12 protein-coding genes and 1 pseudogene are annotated in these 17,929 nt (G+C 43.3%); 3 read left to right on the plus strand and 10 right to left on the minus strand.

Going from position 1 to position 17,929, the window contains the following annotated elements; genetic code table 11:
- Positions 1 to 90: 90 nt before the first annotated feature.
- Both nifJ and G5B06_RS02360 read right to left on the minus strand, forming a co-directional pair.
- Positions 91 to 3,636 (minus strand): pyruvate:ferredoxin (flavodoxin) oxidoreductase, encoded by a 3,546-nt coding sequence (gene nifJ / locus G5B06_RS02355; protein ID WP_148448754.1) that lies wholly within the window; start codon positions 3,634 to 3,636, stop codon positions 91 to 93.
- 250 nt (positions 3,637 to 3,886) lie between these two features.
- On the minus strand, positions 3,887 to 4,300 hold the full coding sequence (locus tag G5B06_RS02360; RefSeq protein ID WP_148448752.1) for an RrF2 family transcriptional regulator: 414 nt from the start codon (positions 4,298 to 4,300) through the stop codon (positions 3,887 to 3,889).
- A 335-nt stretch (positions 4,301 to 4,635) separates the two neighbouring features.
- Between G5B06_RS02360 and G5B06_RS02365 the strand changes: the two genes are divergently transcribed.
- Entirely contained in the window at positions 4,636 to 6,276 is a 1,641-nt protein-coding gene (locus G5B06_RS02365; protein WP_021650411.1) for an ABC-F family ATP-binding cassette domain-containing protein, read from the plus strand.
- A 145-nt stretch (positions 6,277 to 6,421) separates the two neighbouring features.
- Here G5B06_RS02365 and ybaK read toward each other — a convergent pair whose 3' ends face one another.
- The 5 genes from ybaK to G5B06_RS02390 all read right to left on the minus strand — a co-directional run bounded on the left by ybaK (position 6,422) and on the right by G5B06_RS02390 (position 12,320).
- Positions 6,422 to 6,901 carry a Cys-tRNA(Pro) deacylase gene (gene ybaK, locus G5B06_RS02370; protein ID WP_173771210.1) on the minus strand — a complete coding sequence of 160 codons (480 nt, stop codon included), beginning with the start codon at positions 6,899 to 6,901 and terminating at the stop codon, positions 6,422 to 6,424.
- A 24-nt stretch (positions 6,902 to 6,925) separates the two neighbouring features.
- On the minus strand, positions 6,926 to 8,176 hold the full coding sequence (locus G5B06_RS02375; protein WP_173771212.1) for a TMEM198/TM7SF3 family protein: 1,251 nt from the start codon (positions 8,174 to 8,176) through the stop codon (positions 6,926 to 6,928).
- Between the two features lie 77 nt (positions 8,177 to 8,253).
- Positions 8,254 to 9,462 (minus strand): transglutaminase domain-containing protein, encoded by a 1,209-nt coding sequence (locus G5B06_RS02380; protein ID WP_173771214.1) that lies wholly within the window; start codon positions 9,460 to 9,462, stop codon positions 8,254 to 8,256.
- 91 nt (positions 9,463 to 9,553) lie between these two features.
- A complete protein-coding gene (locus tag G5B06_RS02385) occupies positions 9,554 to 11,470 on the minus strand; it encodes a C40 family peptidase (protein WP_173771216.1) in 1,917 nt (638 codons plus the stop codon).
- Positions 11,471 to 11,723: 253 nt separating this feature from the next.
- Positions 11,724 to 12,320 (minus strand): zinc dependent phospholipase C family protein, encoded by a 597-nt coding sequence (locus tag G5B06_RS02390; RefSeq protein ID WP_148448742.1) that lies wholly within the window; start codon positions 12,318 to 12,320, stop codon positions 11,724 to 11,726.
- A gap of 350 nt (positions 12,321 to 12,670) precedes the next feature.
- Between G5B06_RS02390 and G5B06_RS02395 the strand changes: the two genes are divergently transcribed.
- Positions 12,671 to 13,213 (plus strand): Uma2 family endonuclease, encoded by a 543-nt coding sequence (locus G5B06_RS02395; protein ID WP_173761749.1) that lies wholly within the window; start codon positions 12,671 to 12,673, stop codon positions 13,211 to 13,213.
- 251 nt (positions 13,214 to 13,464) lie between these two features.
- On the opposite strand, the gene metA is transcribed toward G5B06_RS02395, so the two are convergent.
- The 3 genes and pseudogenes from metA to G5B06_RS02410 all read right to left on the minus strand — a co-directional run.
- Positions 13,465 to 14,397, minus strand: a complete 933-nt coding sequence (metA, locus tag G5B06_RS02400) for a homoserine O-acetyltransferase MetA (protein ID WP_148448738.1) — start codon at positions 14,395 to 14,397, stop codon at positions 13,465 to 13,467.
- 56 nt (positions 14,398 to 14,453) lie between these two features.
- The gene (gene ligA / locus G5B06_RS02405) at positions 14,454 to 16,415 is read right to left on the minus strand and encodes an NAD-dependent DNA ligase LigA (protein ID WP_148448736.1); all 1,962 of its coding nucleotides are present in this window, start codon (positions 16,413 to 16,415) and stop codon (positions 14,454 to 14,456) included.
- Between the two features lie 85 nt (positions 16,416 to 16,500).
- Positions 16,501 to 17,151 (minus strand): annotated as a pseudogene (locus tag G5B06_RS02410) (pseudouridine synthase); the annotation flags it as partial.
- A 112-nt stretch (positions 17,152 to 17,263) separates the two neighbouring features.
- Between G5B06_RS02410 and G5B06_RS02415 the strand changes: the two are divergent.
- Positions 17,264 to 17,794 (plus strand): N-acetylmuramoyl-L-alanine amidase family protein, encoded by a 531-nt coding sequence (locus G5B06_RS02415; RefSeq protein WP_148448734.1) that lies wholly within the window; start codon positions 17,264 to 17,266, stop codon positions 17,792 to 17,794.
- Positions 17,795 to 17,929 lie beyond the last annotated feature (135 nt).

The following is a 17,929-nucleotide window of genomic DNA, read 5'->3' on the forward strand; positions in this document are numbered from 1 at the left end:
AAAGGCCTGCGGTGCGCTAAACACCGCAGGCCTGTCACCTAATGCTTAATCAGCAAGCACACTGTATAAACAGTAACTATTGATCAGTAATTAGTCTTCTTTCTTATCTGCTCCGTAAAGAGTGATAAGTTTCTGCAGATACTCATATCTAGCCTGAGCCTCAGACTCGTTCTTAGCGAACAGTCTAGCAGCTTTCTCAGGATTCTGACGCTGCAGAGAGTTGTAACGAACCTCACCGTTCAGGAAGTCCATATAGTTCTCCATATCCGGTGTCTTGGAATCAAGGCTGAACTTGTTCTCAGCAGCCGGGTTGAATCTGAAGTTGTGCCAGTATCCGCACTTAACTGCCAGCTCTTCCTCTGTCTGAGCTTTGCTCATACCTTTCTTGATACCATGGTTGATACATGGAGCATAAGCGATGATCAGGGATGGTCCCGGATATGCCTCTGCCTCTGCAATTGCTTTTACAGTCTGGTTGAAGTCAGCACCCATGGAGATCTGTGCTACGTATACATAGCCATAGCTCATTGCGATAGATGCCATATCTTTCTTCTTAGTCTCTTTTCCGCCTGCTGCGAACTGAGCGATCGCACCTGTCGGTGTAGACTTGGAAGACTGTCCGCCTGTGTTGGAGTAAACCTCTGTATCGAATACCATAACGTTGATGTCGCGTCCGCTTGCGAGAACGTGGTCAACACCACCGAATCCGATATCGTAAGCCCATCCATCACCACCGAAGATCCACTGGGATTTCTTGGAGAGGAAGTCTTTCTGTGCAAGGATCTCATTAGCCTTGTCACATCCGCAAGCCTCAAGAGCTGCAACGAGTTTCTCTGTAGCTGCGCCATTTGTTGCGCCTACAGCGTAAGTATCCAGCCATTCCTGACCAGCTGCCTTAACATCCTCGTTTGTTCCGTTAGCTACAAGGTCTTCGATCTTCTCTTTCAGACCGCCACGGATTGCACGCTGTGCAAGAAGCATACCATAACCGAACTCTGCGTTATCCTCGAACAGAGAGTTGGACCATGCAGGACCCTGTCCCTTAGCGTTTGTTGTGTATGGTGTAGATGGTGAAGAGTTACCCCAGATAGAGGAGCATCCTGTAGCATTTGCAATGTACATTCTGTCACCAAAGAGCTGTGTGATCAGCTTAGCGTATGGTGTCTCACCACAACCTGCACAAGCGCCTGAGAACTCGAGGAGCGGCTGTTTGAACTGGCTGCCTTTTACAGTTGTCTCTTTATATTTAGCGATAACGTCTTCCTTCTGAGGAAGTGTTACACCGTAATCGAAGTATTTCTGCTCTCCTGCGTTAGCTTCAAGTGGAGCCATCTCAAGAGCTTTGTTGCCTTTCTTTCCTGGGCAGACATTTGCACAGGAACCACATCCTGTACAGTCAAGAGCGGATACAGTCATTGTGAATGTATACTCTTTCATTCCTGTAAGCGGAAGTGTCTTGATTCCCTCTGGAGCGTTAGCTGTCTCATCTGCTGTCATGGCAACCGGACGGATTGCAGCATGCGGGCAGACATATGCACAGCGGTTACACTGGATACAGTTGTCCGGAACCCATACAGGAACGTTAACTGCGATACCACGTTTCTCATATGCAGCTGTTCCGGATGGTGTTGTACCATCTACATAATCCTTGAATGCAGATACTGGGAGGCTGTTACCTTCCTGAGCATTGATCTTGCACTGGATGTTGTTTACGAAGTCCTGAGCTTCCTGAGCACCGTGGGATGCGTGAGACATGAAGAGTCCCTCGTCCTCAGCGTTCTTCCAGCTCTCCGGAACCTGAACCTCTACGACCTGTTTAGCACCGGCATCGATAGCTGCCCAGTTCTTCTTAACAACGTCATCACCTTTACGTCCGTAAGTAGCTTTAGCAGCAGCTTTCATAAGCTCGATAGCCTGCTCCTCAGGAATGATTCCTGTAAGTTTGAAGAATGCGGACTGAAGGATTGTGTTGATACGTGTTGGTCCCATGCCAGTCTCAATACCAATCTTAACACCGTCGATGGTGTAGAATTTGATATTGTGGTTAGCGATGAAAGCTTTAACCTGTCCTGGAAGATGTTTCTCAAGTCCTTCCATATCCCAAGCACAGTTCAGAAGGAATGTACCTCCGTCAACAAGCTCCTGTACCATGTTATATTTGTTAACATAGGACGGATTATGACATGCAACGAAGTTTGCTTTGTGGATCAGGTATGTGGATTTGATCGGTTTCTTACCGAAACGAAGGTGAGACATTGTAACACCGCCGGACTTCTTGGAGTCATAATCGAAGTAAGCCTGAGCGTACATGTCTGTGTTGTCACCGATGATCTTGATGGAGTTCTTGTTAGCACCTACAGTACCATCAGCTCCAAGTCCCCAGAACTTGCAGTTTGTTGTTCCCTCTGGTGTTGTAACAAGTGGTGCACCTGTCTCAAGAGAAAGGTTTGTAACATCATCAACGATACCGATTGTGAATTTCTCTTTCTCAGTGTTCTCATATACTGCTACGATCTGTGCAGGTGTTGTATCTTTGGAACCAAGTCCGTAACGTCCTGTAAAGATCTTAACATCGCTGAACTTGCTGTCGCGAAGAGCTGCAACAACATCAAGATACAGAGGCTCGCCAAGTGCTCCTGGCTCTTTTGTTCTGTCAAGAACAGAGATCTGCTTAACTGTATCCGGGATTGCATCGATAAGAGCCTGTGCACAGAATGGTCTGTAAAGACGAACTTTAACAACACCGACTTTCTTGCCAGCTGCCATAAGGTAATCGATTGTCTCCTCGATGGTATCGTTTACGGAACCCATAGCTACGATGATGTGCTCAGCGTCAGCAGCTCCGTAGTAGTTGAACAGTTTGTAATCTGTTCCGATCTTCTCGTTAACTTTGTCCATGTACTCCTGAACAACTGCCGGAAGAGCGTCATAATATGGATTACATGCCTCTCTTGCCTGGAAGAAGATATCCGGGTTCTGAGCGGAACCTCTCTGACATGGATGGTTCGGGTTCAGAGCACGGTTACGGAACTCTGCGATTGCGTCCATATCTGCCATATCTTTCAGATCTTCATAGTCCCATGTCTCGATCTTCTGGATCTCATGAGATGTACGGAATCCGTCGAAGAAGTTGATGAACGGAACTTTTCCTTTGATTGCTGCAAGATGAGCAACCGGTGTAAGGTCCATAACCTCCTGTACAGAAGACTCACAAAGCATTGCACATCCAGTCTGACGACAGGCCATAACGTCGGAATGGTCACCGAAAATACAAAGTGCGTGGGAAGCAAGTGCACGGGCAGATACGTTGATAACTCCCGGAAGCTGCTCACCAGCAATCTTGTAAAGGTTCGGGATCATAAGCAGAAGACCCTGGGAAGCTGTGTAGGTTGTAGTCAGGGCACCTGCTGCCAGAGAACCGTGAACAGCACCTGCTGCACCAGCCTCAGACTGCATCTCTGTAACCTGTACTTCCTGTCCAAAGATGTTCTTTCTTCCCTGAGTTGCCCACTCGTCTGTTGCCTCAGCCATTACAGATGAAGGGGTAATCGGGTAAATAGCAGCTACATCAGAAAAAGCATATGATGCATGAGCGGCTGCATGGTTACCATCCATGGTTTTCATCTTTCTTGCCATTTGTTTATTCCTCCTTAAAGGTTTGTTGAAAATATATTTTTAGGCTGTCAAGGGCCTAAAATTCCATTGGTTATTATAGCATAGATTCCCAGTTATGTCCATTTTCTTTCGCTGTTTTTTGTATATTATCATGTACAAACGTTGTTATCTTTTTGACAAGAAAAAAGAGCCGGCCAGAAGCTTCATTCCTACTCCTTTCCCGCTCTTCTTATTATCTTATCATACGCTTATTTTCACCTGTCACGGCAGTTTACTGCTCCTCTTTTTCAAAAAGATCTTTCATGGATTTCCGCCGGAGCATCGCCCACAGCTGTCCCTGAATTTCTTTCAGTTCATCATGAGCATAACATGGCACACCGTCCTGACCGTTTCTTGTACATTCACATTTTCCATTCAGACACTCAATGATAGACATGTCAGAATCAATCGCACTATATATATCATATAATGTCAGATCCGCAGGATCTCTTTTCAGGGCATATCCGCCATGAACTCCGCGATATCCTTCTACAATTCCCGCATTCTGAAGTTTCTTCAGTATTTTGTAGGCAAAAGGTGCTGTAATCGCCTCCCTCTCGCAGATCTCACTGACGCTTAAACGCGTCTCCCCCATCAATGCGCGGACAACCCGCATCGCATAATCGCTTTCTCTGGTGATAAACATCTCTAACCTCTCTTCTGTTCAACTAAGCTGCTGATTTATGATAATTTCTGCCCCTGCCTGTACCGACACGTTCCCGGGTGTTTCATCCGTGTCAAAATATATCTTTAATTCCAGGCTGCTCTGTTTATCATATACGTCAGTATAACGCATTTTTTTCAATAATAAAAGGTTATTATTTTCCTGTAATTCATTGTAAATCCGCTGTTTTTCCTCTATTTATATAAAAAAGGAAAATACAGCTTGCAAATTTTTCAGTTTACGGTACAATAGGAAACGATTGTAATGTTATACTATGTAATTGAAACGATTTTTATTAATGAAAAAAGAGGTATGATATGATTTCAGCAAACAACATCACACTGCGTGTTGGAAAAAAAGCACTTTTTGAAGACGTTAACATCAAATTTACAGAGGGCAACTGCTATGGATTAATCGGCGCTAACGGCGCAGGTAAATCTACATTCCTCAAAATCCTCTCCGGCCAGCTTGAGCCAACAAAGGGTGATATCGTAATCACACCTGGACAAAGACTTTCTTTCCTGCAGCAGGATCATTTCAAATATGATGCCTATCCTGTTCTGGATACTGTTATCATGGGTAATGAAAGACTCTATCAGATCATGAAAGAAAAAGAGGCCATTTACGCAAAAGAAGATTTTACAGACGAAGATGGTATCCGTGCCAGCGAGCTTGAGGGCGAATTTGCGGAGATGAATGGCTGGGAAGCAGAATCCGATGCCGCTACTCTTCTGAACGGCCTTGGTGTTGACACCGAGTTCCACTATACACAGATGGCAGACCTTACCGGTAGTATGAAAGTCAAGGTCCTTCTTGCACAGGCCCTCTTCGGAAATCCGGATATCCTTCTTCTGGATGAGCCTACCAACCATCTGGACCTTCCTGCTATTGAATGGCTGGAGGAATTCCTGATCAATTTTGATAATACCGTTATCGTAGTATCCCATGACCGTTATTTCCTGAATAAAGTCTGCACACATACTGCTGATATCGACTATGGTAAGATTCAGCTCTATGCCGGAAACTATGACTTCTGGTTTGAATCCAGCCAGCTTCTGATCAAACAGATGAAAGAAGCCAATAAGAAAAAAGAAGAGAAGATTAAAGAGCTCCAGGAATTTATTTCCCGTTTCAGTGCCAACGCTTCCAAATCCAAACAGGCAACTTCCAGAAAGCGTGCCCTGGAAAAAATCCAGCTGGACGATATGCGTCCTTCCAGCCGTAAGTATCCATATATCGACTTCCGTCCAAACCGTGAAATCGGAAACGAAGTCCTTATGGTCGAAAATCTTTCCAAGACTATTGACGGAGTAAAAGTTCTGGATAATATTTCCTTTACTCTCGGACGTGAAGATAAGGTTGCTTTCGTAGGTGCCAATGAGCAGGCAATTACAACCTTCTTTAAGATTCTTACAGGAGAGATGGAGCCGGATGAAGGAAATTACAAATGGGGTGTCACCACTTCCCAGGCATATTTTCCGAAGGACAATACCCAGGAGTTTGATAACGATCTCACTATCACAGACTGGCTTACACAGTACTCCGAGATCAAGGACGCAACTTATGTACGTGGCTTCCTGGGACGTATGCTTTTCCCTGGCGAGGATGGCGTGAAACGTGTCCGTGTCCTTTCCGGTGGCGAGAAGGTACGTTGTCTTCTTTCCAAAATGATGATCTCCGGGGCCAATATCCTGATTCTGGATGAGCCTACCAACCACCTGGATATGGAGTCCATTACAGCATTAAACAATGGACTGATCAAATTCCCAGGTGTGATTCTTTTCACATCACACGATCATCAGTTTGTACAGACAACCGCAAACCGTATCATGGAGATCCTTCCAAACGGCAAACTGGTTGACAAGATCACAACCTATGATGAATATCTCGCAAGCGATGAGATGGCTAAGAAGCGCCATGTCTTCCAGGTTAATGAAGAAGACGCCCAGGATAACTAAATTTTTTCATAACTACTTTGATGCATGTATTTCCCCTGCCTGCTTATAAAAAGCAGATGCAGGGGATTTTTGTCAGTAAAAAAGCTCCTGCCGCAGGTTTTCCCCGCATGCAGAAGCTTTTTAGTATTTCTTTTTTGTCAATCCGTTACTCCATTGTGATCGGAGCAAGTTTTCCCTGTGTCACATCCAGGAGATCTTTAAGTGGAACTTTCAGAGTAAGCCCTACTCTTCCGCCACTCACATAAATTTTCTCAAAATTCTCCGCTGACTGATCAAATACTACCGGATAATTCTTCTTCATTCCAAGAGGACTGCAGCCTCCTCGGATATAGCCGGTAATCTTCGTAAGATCTTTCACATGAATCATATCTACCGTTTTTTCTCCAACGGATTTCGCCGCCGCTTTCCTGTCTACCTCTTTTTCGATCGGAACCACAAATACATAATAGCCACCACTTTTTCCTTCCATAACCAGAGTTTTAAAAGATTGATCATGAGGCGCACCTGTAATATCCGCACAGTGGATTCCGTCAATAAATTCTCCGCAGTCATAGGCGATTGCCTCGTATTTCACTTTTTTTCTGTCAAGCATACGCATCGCATTGGTCTTCGCTTCTTTTCCCATTTCTGTCACTCCCCGAATTTTCTCTTAATTATCTTTCCATTCATCATAATCTTCCGTATCTGTAGCTTCTGTGGATTTCAGATCATCATAATCTGCCATATTTTCAATGTCCATCTGTCTTTTTCTCTGCTGGCGTCTTTCAAAATCATCATATGTATCCACAGGTTCTTCATAAACATCATCATAATAAGAAACGTCACGATCTTCTGGCTCCGAATCATTATAACGGGATCTTCGGCCGCTCTGTCCGCTGTTTCCAGACGAATTACGGCCTTGGCTTCTTCTTGTATCAGAAGAATAATTTCGGCTTGTGCTACTTCGTCTTCGATCCGGGGAACTGTTTCTTTCCGATGCCGTTCTTCTGCCGGCGCTAGCGCTGCTTCTCGCACTTCTTCGGTTGTCCGAAGAACTGTCTTCTTCTCTTCTGCGGATTCTTCTCTGAATATCTGCTGATTTTTTTCTGTCAGAATATTCTTTATTACGCCCTGTATTCCTGCGGGAATACCTTTCATCAGAATCTGTATTTCGTATTCTGCTTTCCGAACGTCTATCTGAAGGATTTTTATATAAGTCTTCTCTGTTATATTTAGAATCATATTCCTGACTGTTGGAAGCATTTTTCTTTCTTATTCGTTTATCTGTATCTTCGTATGGTTCTTCCTCATCCTCTTCCTCATCATAATGATCCTTGTTAATTGCAAACTGGATAAGCATACCAAGAAGCGCAATTCCAGCCGCCATGCCAATCCCATAGGGAAACTGTGCCAGACCGCCTATCTGAGCGATAGAAATTCCGGCCAGAACTCCTCCAAGCACACTGGTTCCGATAATAATCACACCTTTTGCATAGCGCATGGCCAGAACACCAAGTCCTACACCAATTAAAATGCAGAGAAAGAAAGAAAACGAACTGGTCGGATGAACCAGATAAATGCTTAAGGATATTCCAATGCCAAATCCCAGCACAAAAATACCCGCCCTGTAAATCAAAAAAGAAACAATTGCCAGTACAATACCCAGACCAGCCATCGCACCCACAATTACCATTTTATCCTGGACACCGGATATATAAGTTGCCGCAAAACCGCCTCCGGCGCCGATGAGAAATCCGAAAATCATCATCCAGAACCGCAAGATACGGTATCCAAGAATACAATTCATAAGGCCAAAAACACAAATCACACCATACACGATTACCATAAGCTGGCCGACTTGTTCCATTCCTCCAACCCTCTGTATCATATCAAACACTCTTGATAGCATATCCATATTCATTATCCTGCTCCTTTCTTTTTCAAACTTCTTTTATAATCAAAGCCTTCTGCCATATATCCGTAAACACAATCCTATATTCAAAAAATAAAATATATGGTATAAAAATTATTCAACACTCCATAATGATACTCTACCTGTCCAAGACCATTCAGTTTCATATAATACTGTGCTACCCTCTGTACTTCTCCACCGTCCAGCCATTCCTTACAAGCCGCATCAAAAGCTTCCTGATTGCTGAATTTAAAACGTACCACTGCTGCACCATTATCCAGTCTCATTTTACAGTAGTCATCTATTGTCTGCCAGTCATATTCATCAAAACATCCCTGATTCAAAACATAAAAGTTCAGATCCTTCGCTGTACATTTGGGAACTGTCAGCTCTTCTGATGGTGTATAGGTTTTTTCATATTCTTCCGGGAAAGGACAGAGATAATCATAAATTGTAGTCTTATGTTCTTCCAGCTGAGCTGCATCCCCATTCAAAAAATCCGGCTGATCTCCGTTTATCGCATCTACATAATAATACGCTTCGCCTATTTTTACAATATCCCATGCATGTCCTTCTGTACTTTCTCTCGTACTTCCATCCACATAAATACATGGAACATCCAATCTTTCCAGAAGATACTGGACAGCTCCCGCGTACCCTGCACATACAGCAGCTTTTTTCCAGAATACCCCGGCAATACTCTGGTCATCTTCCCCGGACTGATATTCTGTCGTATCTATAATATAGGTATAAACAATACGAACCTTTTCATAATCACTGGCATCTTCCGGAATCAATTTTCTGACCGCTTGAAATCCCCCTTCCATCGCTGTCTGAATCTCTTCTATCTGACTGTCTGTATAAGTGTATCCAGGCGCAAATGTACAATAATCACTGTCTGAATATGTTGTTTTATAAATTTTTTCACGATTATGTACCCAAAAAATTTCCGGATGGTCTTTCAGTACTGCATGATAACTTCTGTCAATGCTATCATCATCCGAAAGTGTCAGATAAAAATCATTTTCCCGTGCGCGAATTCCACGAAGGATTTCCCTGTACACTCTCTGTTCTTCTTCACTTAGCTGTTTGAAGTAATATTCCTGATGTCCTTCTTCACTCTGCGCCACTTCCATCTGGCGCAGTTTTTCCACCTCTTCCGGCTCTCCCGAAAAAACGCTTCTGGCAATAGCTCGGATTTGATCAAAAGCACCAGCCTGTACGTTGCATGGCTGAAACACAAGCGCCAGGATCACTGCGATTGTTATTATGCGGCTTGAAAAAATTTTTTTCATTTTTTATCCTCGTTATATTTTCGCTCTTAAATACCGATTATAAGAAAGGGCAGCCTCCCACAGGAAACTGCCCTTATCACGCCACTGTTTCTTAATTCTCGATTTCCAGTGCCTCTACATCGTCAAAAGTGCTTACCGCATCATTAATGGCTTCCGTATCCAGAATCAAATCCTCAACTTCTTCATCATCTTCATCATCCTGAAGTGACTTATTCTTAAAATTCTCAAGAAGATTATTGGAAACTGTATCACTGGATGCAAGAGCGTCCTGAAGCGCTGTGGATTTTACAACATCTGTAAGAAGTTCTTCTGCATTTGCTTCTGTCACAGCATTTTCCGTATTTTCACTGGTTGTATCCACCGTTGTATTCGAATAGAAGGACGGCTGTCTGATATAGCGGAAACTTGCACTGTAGGCTTCCCCTACAGTTACTCCGTTTTTACTTGAAGAGCAATGTACCGCAATCCAGTCTCCAGAATCTGTTTTACCACAAAGAATTCCTACGTGGTTATCACTTCCGGACTCCGGTCCACGCTGAAATACAAGATCTCCAGGCTGTGCATCTGCCTCACTGACAACATTTGCCTTCTCCCACTGATCAGAAGTTCCATCTCCAACAGCTGCCTGCATTCCCTGATCCTGATATCCATTGATAACTGCCCAGGTAACAAAACCGCTGCAGTCCAGACCATACGCACGCAGTGTGCCGGAACTTTTGCTGCCTTCTGCTGAAACTTTCTCAACAGTTCCCCAGCTTGGGTCTTCCCCAATCACGGTTGATTTACCGCCCCAGAAATATCCCACTTTACCAACCAGAGAGTACGCTGCCGCGATGACATCCACACGATCCTCAGATACATTGTCACCAACGCTCTCCCGCACAAATCCCTTGGAGGCAGTAACAACCGCACAGAGAAGTTTACAGTCTGTCTCTACATATTTCTTAAGAATCGTACGGTCACTCTTGGCAATATTATTCTTCTTAATATAGTAGTTAATTTTTCGGTTTCCGTAGGATACCTTTGTGATATCCTGCTTGTCTCTGACAATCGGATTCATCTCTGCAAAAATTCTTGCAAGATCTTCCTTGCAGGATGCATCCAGTGTGAAAGATGTTTCACCGCTTTTACTCTTCTCATAAATATAAATAGCCAGAATGTCCTGCCAGTTACGTACTACAAGTGTAGAATCGGTAAGTTTGTTTTTTTCTTTATATTCCTTCTCTATCGCATCCATAACAGATGCAAAATCATCAGAAAATGTTAAGTGGTAATTATTCTTAAGGCTATCAAGATAAAAATCTTTACCTGCATGAAGATTGGATACCATATTTGTTACATATACCGGATTCCCAATCTGTGTAGCTGTTGCATTATTTCCATCTGTAATATCTGAATTTCCGTTACCGGAATTATTGTTATTATTTGCTTTCTTCTGTATATCCGCAAGTTTCTGTTCTGCGTCAGTCAGAGTTGCATAATTTGTAACCTTGGCTTTTTCTGCATCTGATAATGCATCATAAGCTGCACGGGCAGCTGCAATTTCTGTCTGAGAATCCGCAGTGACCGTTTTGTCTGCCAAAGCATTAATCCGATTAATGACAGCCTGCACTTTAGCCTCATCCACTGCCGCCGGTGTTGCTGTAGGCTGTGGTGTCTCTGTTGGTACCGGTGTCGCTGTTGGCGCCGGTGTTGGTGTTTCCGTTGGTGCCGGAGTCGGTGTCTCCGTTGGCTGCGGTGTTTCCGTAGGTTCTGGTGTTGGCGTTTCCGTTGGCTCCGGTGCTGGCGTCTCCGTCGGCTGCGGCGCTTCTGTCGGCTGCGGTGCCTCTGTCGGTTCCGGTTCTGACGGAACTTCAGGCTCTGTTACCTCCTCACCTCCATCGGAAAAATCCCCGTCGGCTGCAACTGTTTCTGTCGCGTCAGCTGCTCTGACGCCGGTTGGGCATGCCAGTACCATAGCTGATAACATCGTGATGCAAAAAAACTTATTAAGGTACTTGTTCTTCATATTTATTAAGATGCTCCCTTCTTTCCTTGAACATCCCTTTACTTCCCCTATAATAAAGGTCTGACTTAAACCATTTTAGATAACCTAAAGTTTAACTCCACTTATTTTAGCATAGGAATTTTGTGAAATCAACCGTTCTCACCGGATATACTTTTCAATTTATCTATTTTTCACTTTTTATTCACATTTTCGTAAGAAACATTTATATTCAAAAAACTGCGATGTTTTCACACCGCAGTTTTCTCGTATACTGTCAGACAGCAGTTACCGGCTGTCCTTCCATATGAAACTGTCTTCTGACACAGAGCTGAAAAATTCCTTGTATCACCTGATAACATACACTGAGAATAAAGCGAATATCATCCGCAATACAGCGTGGGCTTTCCAGATAATACGCATGACGTTCACGAATATACTCCACAAGCTCCTCAAAGCTGTCAAAATGCTTCGCTTCTTCCAGCTGGCTATCTGCTCTGCCACTTAAAATGCATTCTTTCAACCGGTTCTTCAGCTCTGCCTCATAGGAATTATGTTCTGCAAGACTCCCTTTATATGTCCTGTTATGAGGAAAAGTAAAATAATCAGCCATATAATGCATGACCTCACCGAATCTACGCCAATACACCCTGGCATTTTCTTCCTCCGGGTTTCTCTCAACCAGTTCCTTCATCTTATTCTGAAGCTGATTGAATGTTCCAAAAAACTCATGTCTGGTAGTAAGAAACGACGGTCTCAGATCCGGCATAATGTTACCCAGGCAAAACGCTTTTCTGTGTTGCTGAAGACTGTACACCTCAGACATCTGATCAGCCAGGTATCTGCCCAACAGTATATGTGATTTTTTACGCAATTTTTTCCCTCTTCCTTCTTTCCTGATTCAGGCCGCGACCGGATACAACAGTAAAATGGCCCCGCCGGTCAGCTGCCGGAATCCGCAAATTCTTCGTTTGTCGGAACCAACTTTACTATAGCACCAATCCTTTAAATAAGCAAATAAAGTTTGCATAAAATAAATGTTTTTTCTTTCCAGTTTAAATCTCCCTAAAATCCGGTGCTCCGTACAGATCGTATGGGGTGCTCTGGTATAAGAAAGAACTGCTTTCTGAGATGGCAGGATAAGCAGATCAACGTTGAATGTTTTGCTTCAATCCGGTATAATAATAACAGGAACCTGACTTATTAAGAAGGGAGCGTGAAAATATGCCATTACTCAAAGAAGATACTTATACTATAGAAGATATATATGCTCTTCCAGAGCGAGAACGTGCTGAACTGATTGACGGACAAATTTATTATATGGCTCCGCCCAGTCGTAAACATCAGCGGATTTCAACAAGGCTTACTAGCATTATTGATCGTTACATTGAAGATCATCAAGGACAATGTCAAGTTTATGCTGCCCCGTTTGCTGTTTATCTGGATGAATCCACAAACACATATGTGGAACCGGATATCTCTGTTATCTGTGATCCAAATAAACTGAATGACAAGGGCTGCAATGGTGCTCCTGACTGGATCATTGAGATTGTATCTCCTGCAAGTAAACGGATGGATTACTACAACAAGCTCTTTAAATACAGAACCGCAGGCGTAAAAGAATATTGGATTGTTGATCCTGACAAGAGCAGAATTATTGTATACAATTTTGAGCAATCTACTATGGAGGAATATTCCTTTACGGATTCTGTCAAGGCTGGAATTTACAGTGATCTGTTGATTGATTTTAGTATATTAAATTTTTAACATAATTGTATTCTAACCACTCTCAAAATTGAAGTTTTTCCGAAAAACAAAAGTTGGCGATTCCCTATATAGGACAAGGGTTTACGCCAACTTTTTATTATATCTCTCTTGAAATTTTATCTACACCATTTTTACCCCATTTTTGTAAAAACTTTCGTGAATTTACGACAACTTATATGAAGTTATCCGCCCTCTTCCATTTTCATGCCAAAATCCCCAGAAACAGCTCAACCATGCGGTTTTCAAGTCCCTTAAATCTCCCTGAAATCCGGTGCTCCGTACAGATCGTATGGGGTGCTCTGGTATACGTAGTAATTCAGCCAGTTTGTATACAGATTGTTTGCATGTGCTCTCCAGGTAAGCATTGGTTTGTTATTTGGATCGTCATCTTTATAATAATTCTTGGGGATTTCAATAGGAAGTCCCTTGGCAAGATCACGCTTATACTCTCCATCCAGAGTTACTCTGTCATATTCTGGGTGCCCCATAACAAAAATCTTACGTCCATCCTCTGCCATGGCAAGAAACAGTCCCGCTTCTTCGCTTTCTGCCAGAACTGTAAGATCTTTGCACGCATGAATATCCGCAATCGGTACTTCCGTATGTCTGGAATGTGGAGCAAGAAATACATCATCAAAGCCACGTACCAGCGGGATTTTCCGGTTCAGTACTTTGTGCCAGAAAAGGCCAAACATTTTTTTGTCCAGTGGTTTCTTCTCAAGTCCATAAAAATAATACAGACTGGCCTGTGCTGCCCAGCAAAGGAAGATCGTGGAAGTCACATGCTCCTCTGTCCAGTCCATAATCTCTGTCAGTTCATTCCAGTAATCCACCTCTTCAAAAGGCATCTGCTCAACCGGAGCTCCGGTGATAATCATTCCGTCAAATTTGCGTTTTTTTACATCTGTGAATGTTTCATAAAATTTATTCAGATGGCTGAGGGATGTATTCTTAGCCTCATGGCTCTCCACCGCCATAAAAGTCACATCTACTTGCAGCGGTGAATTGGAAAGAGAACGCAATAGCTGCAGCTCTGTTTCTTCTTTCAGCGGCATCAGATTCAGAATCAGAATCTGAATCGGACGGATGTCCTGGTGCATGGCACGTTTCTCATCCATCACAAATATATTTTCTCTTTCAAGAATCTCCTTTACAGGCAGATCCCCCTGTGTTTTGATCGGCATTGTTCGCCCTCCTTTATATATAAGCGGAATTTATCAAAACCGCTCTGTTACAGTTCTTACTGCTGTTTTGTAAGTTCCAGAAAATCTTCTTCGGAAAGAATCGGAATTCCCAGTTCTCTTGCTTTTTTATTTTTGGATGAATTGGACTGAATATCATTGTTAATCAGATAATTGGTCTTTTTTGTAACAGAGCCTGTCACTTTACCACCCAGAGATTCAATCAGTTCCTTTGCCTCGCTTCGGTTCCCGAAATGCTCCAGGCTTCCTGTAATTACAAAATTCATTCCTGCAAAAATCTGTTCCTGTTTCGGTCCTTCTTCCTGAATGTGAAGAAAACTCATAAGATGATCCAGCCGGCGGTTATTCTCCGCATCCTGAAAATATGCCACCAGATTTCCGGCAATTACAGGCCCGATCGTATCAATATCACTGACCTCTTCCAGACTGGCATGCCGAATTTTCTCCAGATCGTTATCAAAATGGCGGCAAATCACCTTCGCATTGGCAAGACCAATATTTGCAATTCCAAGGCTGTAAATCACCCTCGGAAGAGTCGTTTCTTTTGCCCGTTCCAGACTTTCTATGAGATTATCATAAGATTTCTGTCCAAAGCCTTCCATTTCCACAATCTCATCCCGGTATCGGCCAATCTCAAAGATATCTCCAAAATCATGAATGAATCCCCGGGCAATAAATTTTTCCAGTGTCGCTTCCGAAAGGCCGTCAATATTCATGGCATCTCTGCTTGTAAAAAGCCCGAAAGATTTGATTTTTTTTGCCGGGCATCCCGGATTAACGCAGAAAAGGCACTCCACATCATTTTCTTTTTTTATAACGGTTTCCTGCCCACAGGCCGGACAGATATGAGGAACCGGAGCGTTTCCGGTTCCTGTCAGATTTTCCGCTATCTGTGGAATAATCATATTCGCTTTATATACACGGATGGTATCTCCAATTCCCAGTTTCAGTTCTTTCATAATACTGATGTTATGCACACTGGCACGACTCACTGTAGTACCTTCCAGTTCCACCGGTTCAAAAATAGCCACCGGATTGATCAGACCGGTTCTGGATGGACTCCATTCAATCTCCAGAAGTTTCGTATCACGCATTTCATCTGCCCATTTAAAGGCCATGGCATTTCTGGGGAACTTGGCTGTAGTTCCAAGGGATTCCCCATAGGAAATATTATCATACAATGCCACCAATCCATCCGACGGGAAATCATTCTTTGTGACCGCATCTGCAAAATAATCCATGGCAGCATCCAGAGTATCCCCTGTGACTTTGCGGTATTCTACCACATCAAATCCCTGCGCGTTCAGCCACCGGAACTGCATTTCCCTGGAATTCTGAAAATCCACACCATCCGCACTTACCAGTGAAAACGCATAAAAGCGGACATTTCTTTTTGCCGTAATCTCGTTATTCAGCTGACGTACAGAGCCACTGCAGAGATTCCTCGGATTTTTGTATTTTGCATCTGCATCGCCGATAGTTTCATTAATTTTTTCGAAGTCAGAATATGTGATAATTGCCTCACCCCGCAGAATCAGACGTCCTTTAAAAGAAATCTTAAGCGGGATATTTTTGAAAACTTTTGCATTATTGGTAATAACTTCACCTACAATACCATTTCCTCTGGTAACTGCCTTTACCAGTTCTCCATTTTCATAGGTAAGTACAATCGTAAGTCCGTCCAGTTTCCAGGAAAGAAGCGTTGGATGTTCTCCGATAAATTCACGCAATGCTTCCCGCTCCTTGGTCTTATCCAGAGACAGCATTGGCCGCTCATGCTCCTCCTTGGGAAGCTGGTCTACTGCTTCATAGCCAACACTAACGGTTGGACTGTCTGCCAGAACGATTCCTGTTTCTTTCTCCAGTGCGCTCAGTTCGTCGTACAGCGCGTCGTACTCCACGTTGGGCATAATCTCCCTGTCCTCCTGATAATACGCCCTGGACGCTTCCCGAAGCTTTTCTCCCAGCTCTTTCATTCTTTTTATGGATGTTTCGCTCATGGCTTCCTCCTGTCTCTTTTTCTGTTCTTTTTGAGGAAAGCATTTCCTCCAGCTTTTTTCTTTCCTCCGGCCGTATCTCCCGGTATTCTCCTTCTGCAAGGCCATCCAGATACAGATTCATAATCCGTACTCTTTTTAATGTCACAACTTTATAGTCAAAATATTCACACATACGACGGATTTGCCGGTTCAGTCCCTGCGTGAGAATAATCTGGAAACTGTTTTTTCCAGTTTTTGTTACCTTACAGGGACGTGTAACAGTATCCAGAATTGGCACGCCGCCGCTCATACCCCGGATAAATTCTTCGGTTACCGTTTTATTGACCGTTACCTGATATTCCTTTTCATGATAATTTCCTGCTTTCATGATACGATTCACAAGATCTCCCTCATTGGTGAGAAGAAGAAGACCCTCTGACTCCTTGTCCAGGCGGCCTACTGGATATATCCTTACCGAATAATTCAAATATTCTGTCACGGTTATTTCATCTCGCTGCTGTCTGGTACTGCAGACAATTCCTTTCGGTTTATAAAAAAGAAGCAGAATCTTTTTTTCCTGTTTTTTTATCGGTTTTCCGTCAATACAGATCTTATCCTCTGCTGATATCTTCATTCCCGTAGAAACAGGCATTCCGTTTACGGTCACACGTCCTGCTTCTGTCAATCTGTCTGCCTCTCTTCGGGAGCAGACACCTGCATCGCTTAAATATTTATTAATTCTGATTTTTTCGTCCATTGTTCTATTATATATTTTTTCCCATATATTCGCAACCGGTTATTTTCCTTGTATTTTATGTGCATGTATTGTATGATAAACAAAAACATACCAGTAATCAGGAGGAAAAATTATGCCAGACCGTAATCCGAAAATAAACCGGCTGCTGATTTTTATTACTGTTTTTTTATGTCTGATCTGCGGTCTTCTGTTTACTCAGTCATCTGCCGGTCCATTTGGAAACAATTATAATTCTGTTGTCACCGGAAATACAGACGATATTTCCATTATGGCCTCCAATTCAGGCCATAATTCCACATCATCCAGCACGGAGGTTTCCGCTACTCCGTCCATAACACCATCTCCGGCACCTTCCAAAGTTCCGGAAAACGGAAATGTTTCTCCGGAAGCCGAAAACGGCATCTGGACAGCGGATGGATCAGACTGGAAATTTCTTGTAAACGGAGAAGCCTACACTGGCTGGCTCACCGATACTGACGGACACAGATATTATTTCAGCGAAAATGGTGTCATGCAGCGTGGCTGGATCAAGCTCAACAAAAAACGCTATTATCTGGACGAAGATGGAATTCTTCAAACGGGCACCCTTACCATTGACGGTAAGAAATACACCTTTGCCGCAGATGGTTCCATCAAAAAATGATATTTCATTATATCGGAACAATCGAGTAGGAGGGAAAATTAAATAAATTTTCCCGACCTCTCACACCACCGTGCGTACGGTTCCGTACACGGCGGTTCAACCAACTTAACAAGTAACACACCTTTCGGTGTAGTA

It is taken from the genome of Blautia luti (assembly GCF_013304735.1).
Taxonomy (GTDB): domain Bacteria; phylum Bacillota; class Clostridia; order Lachnospirales; family Lachnospiraceae; genus Blautia_A.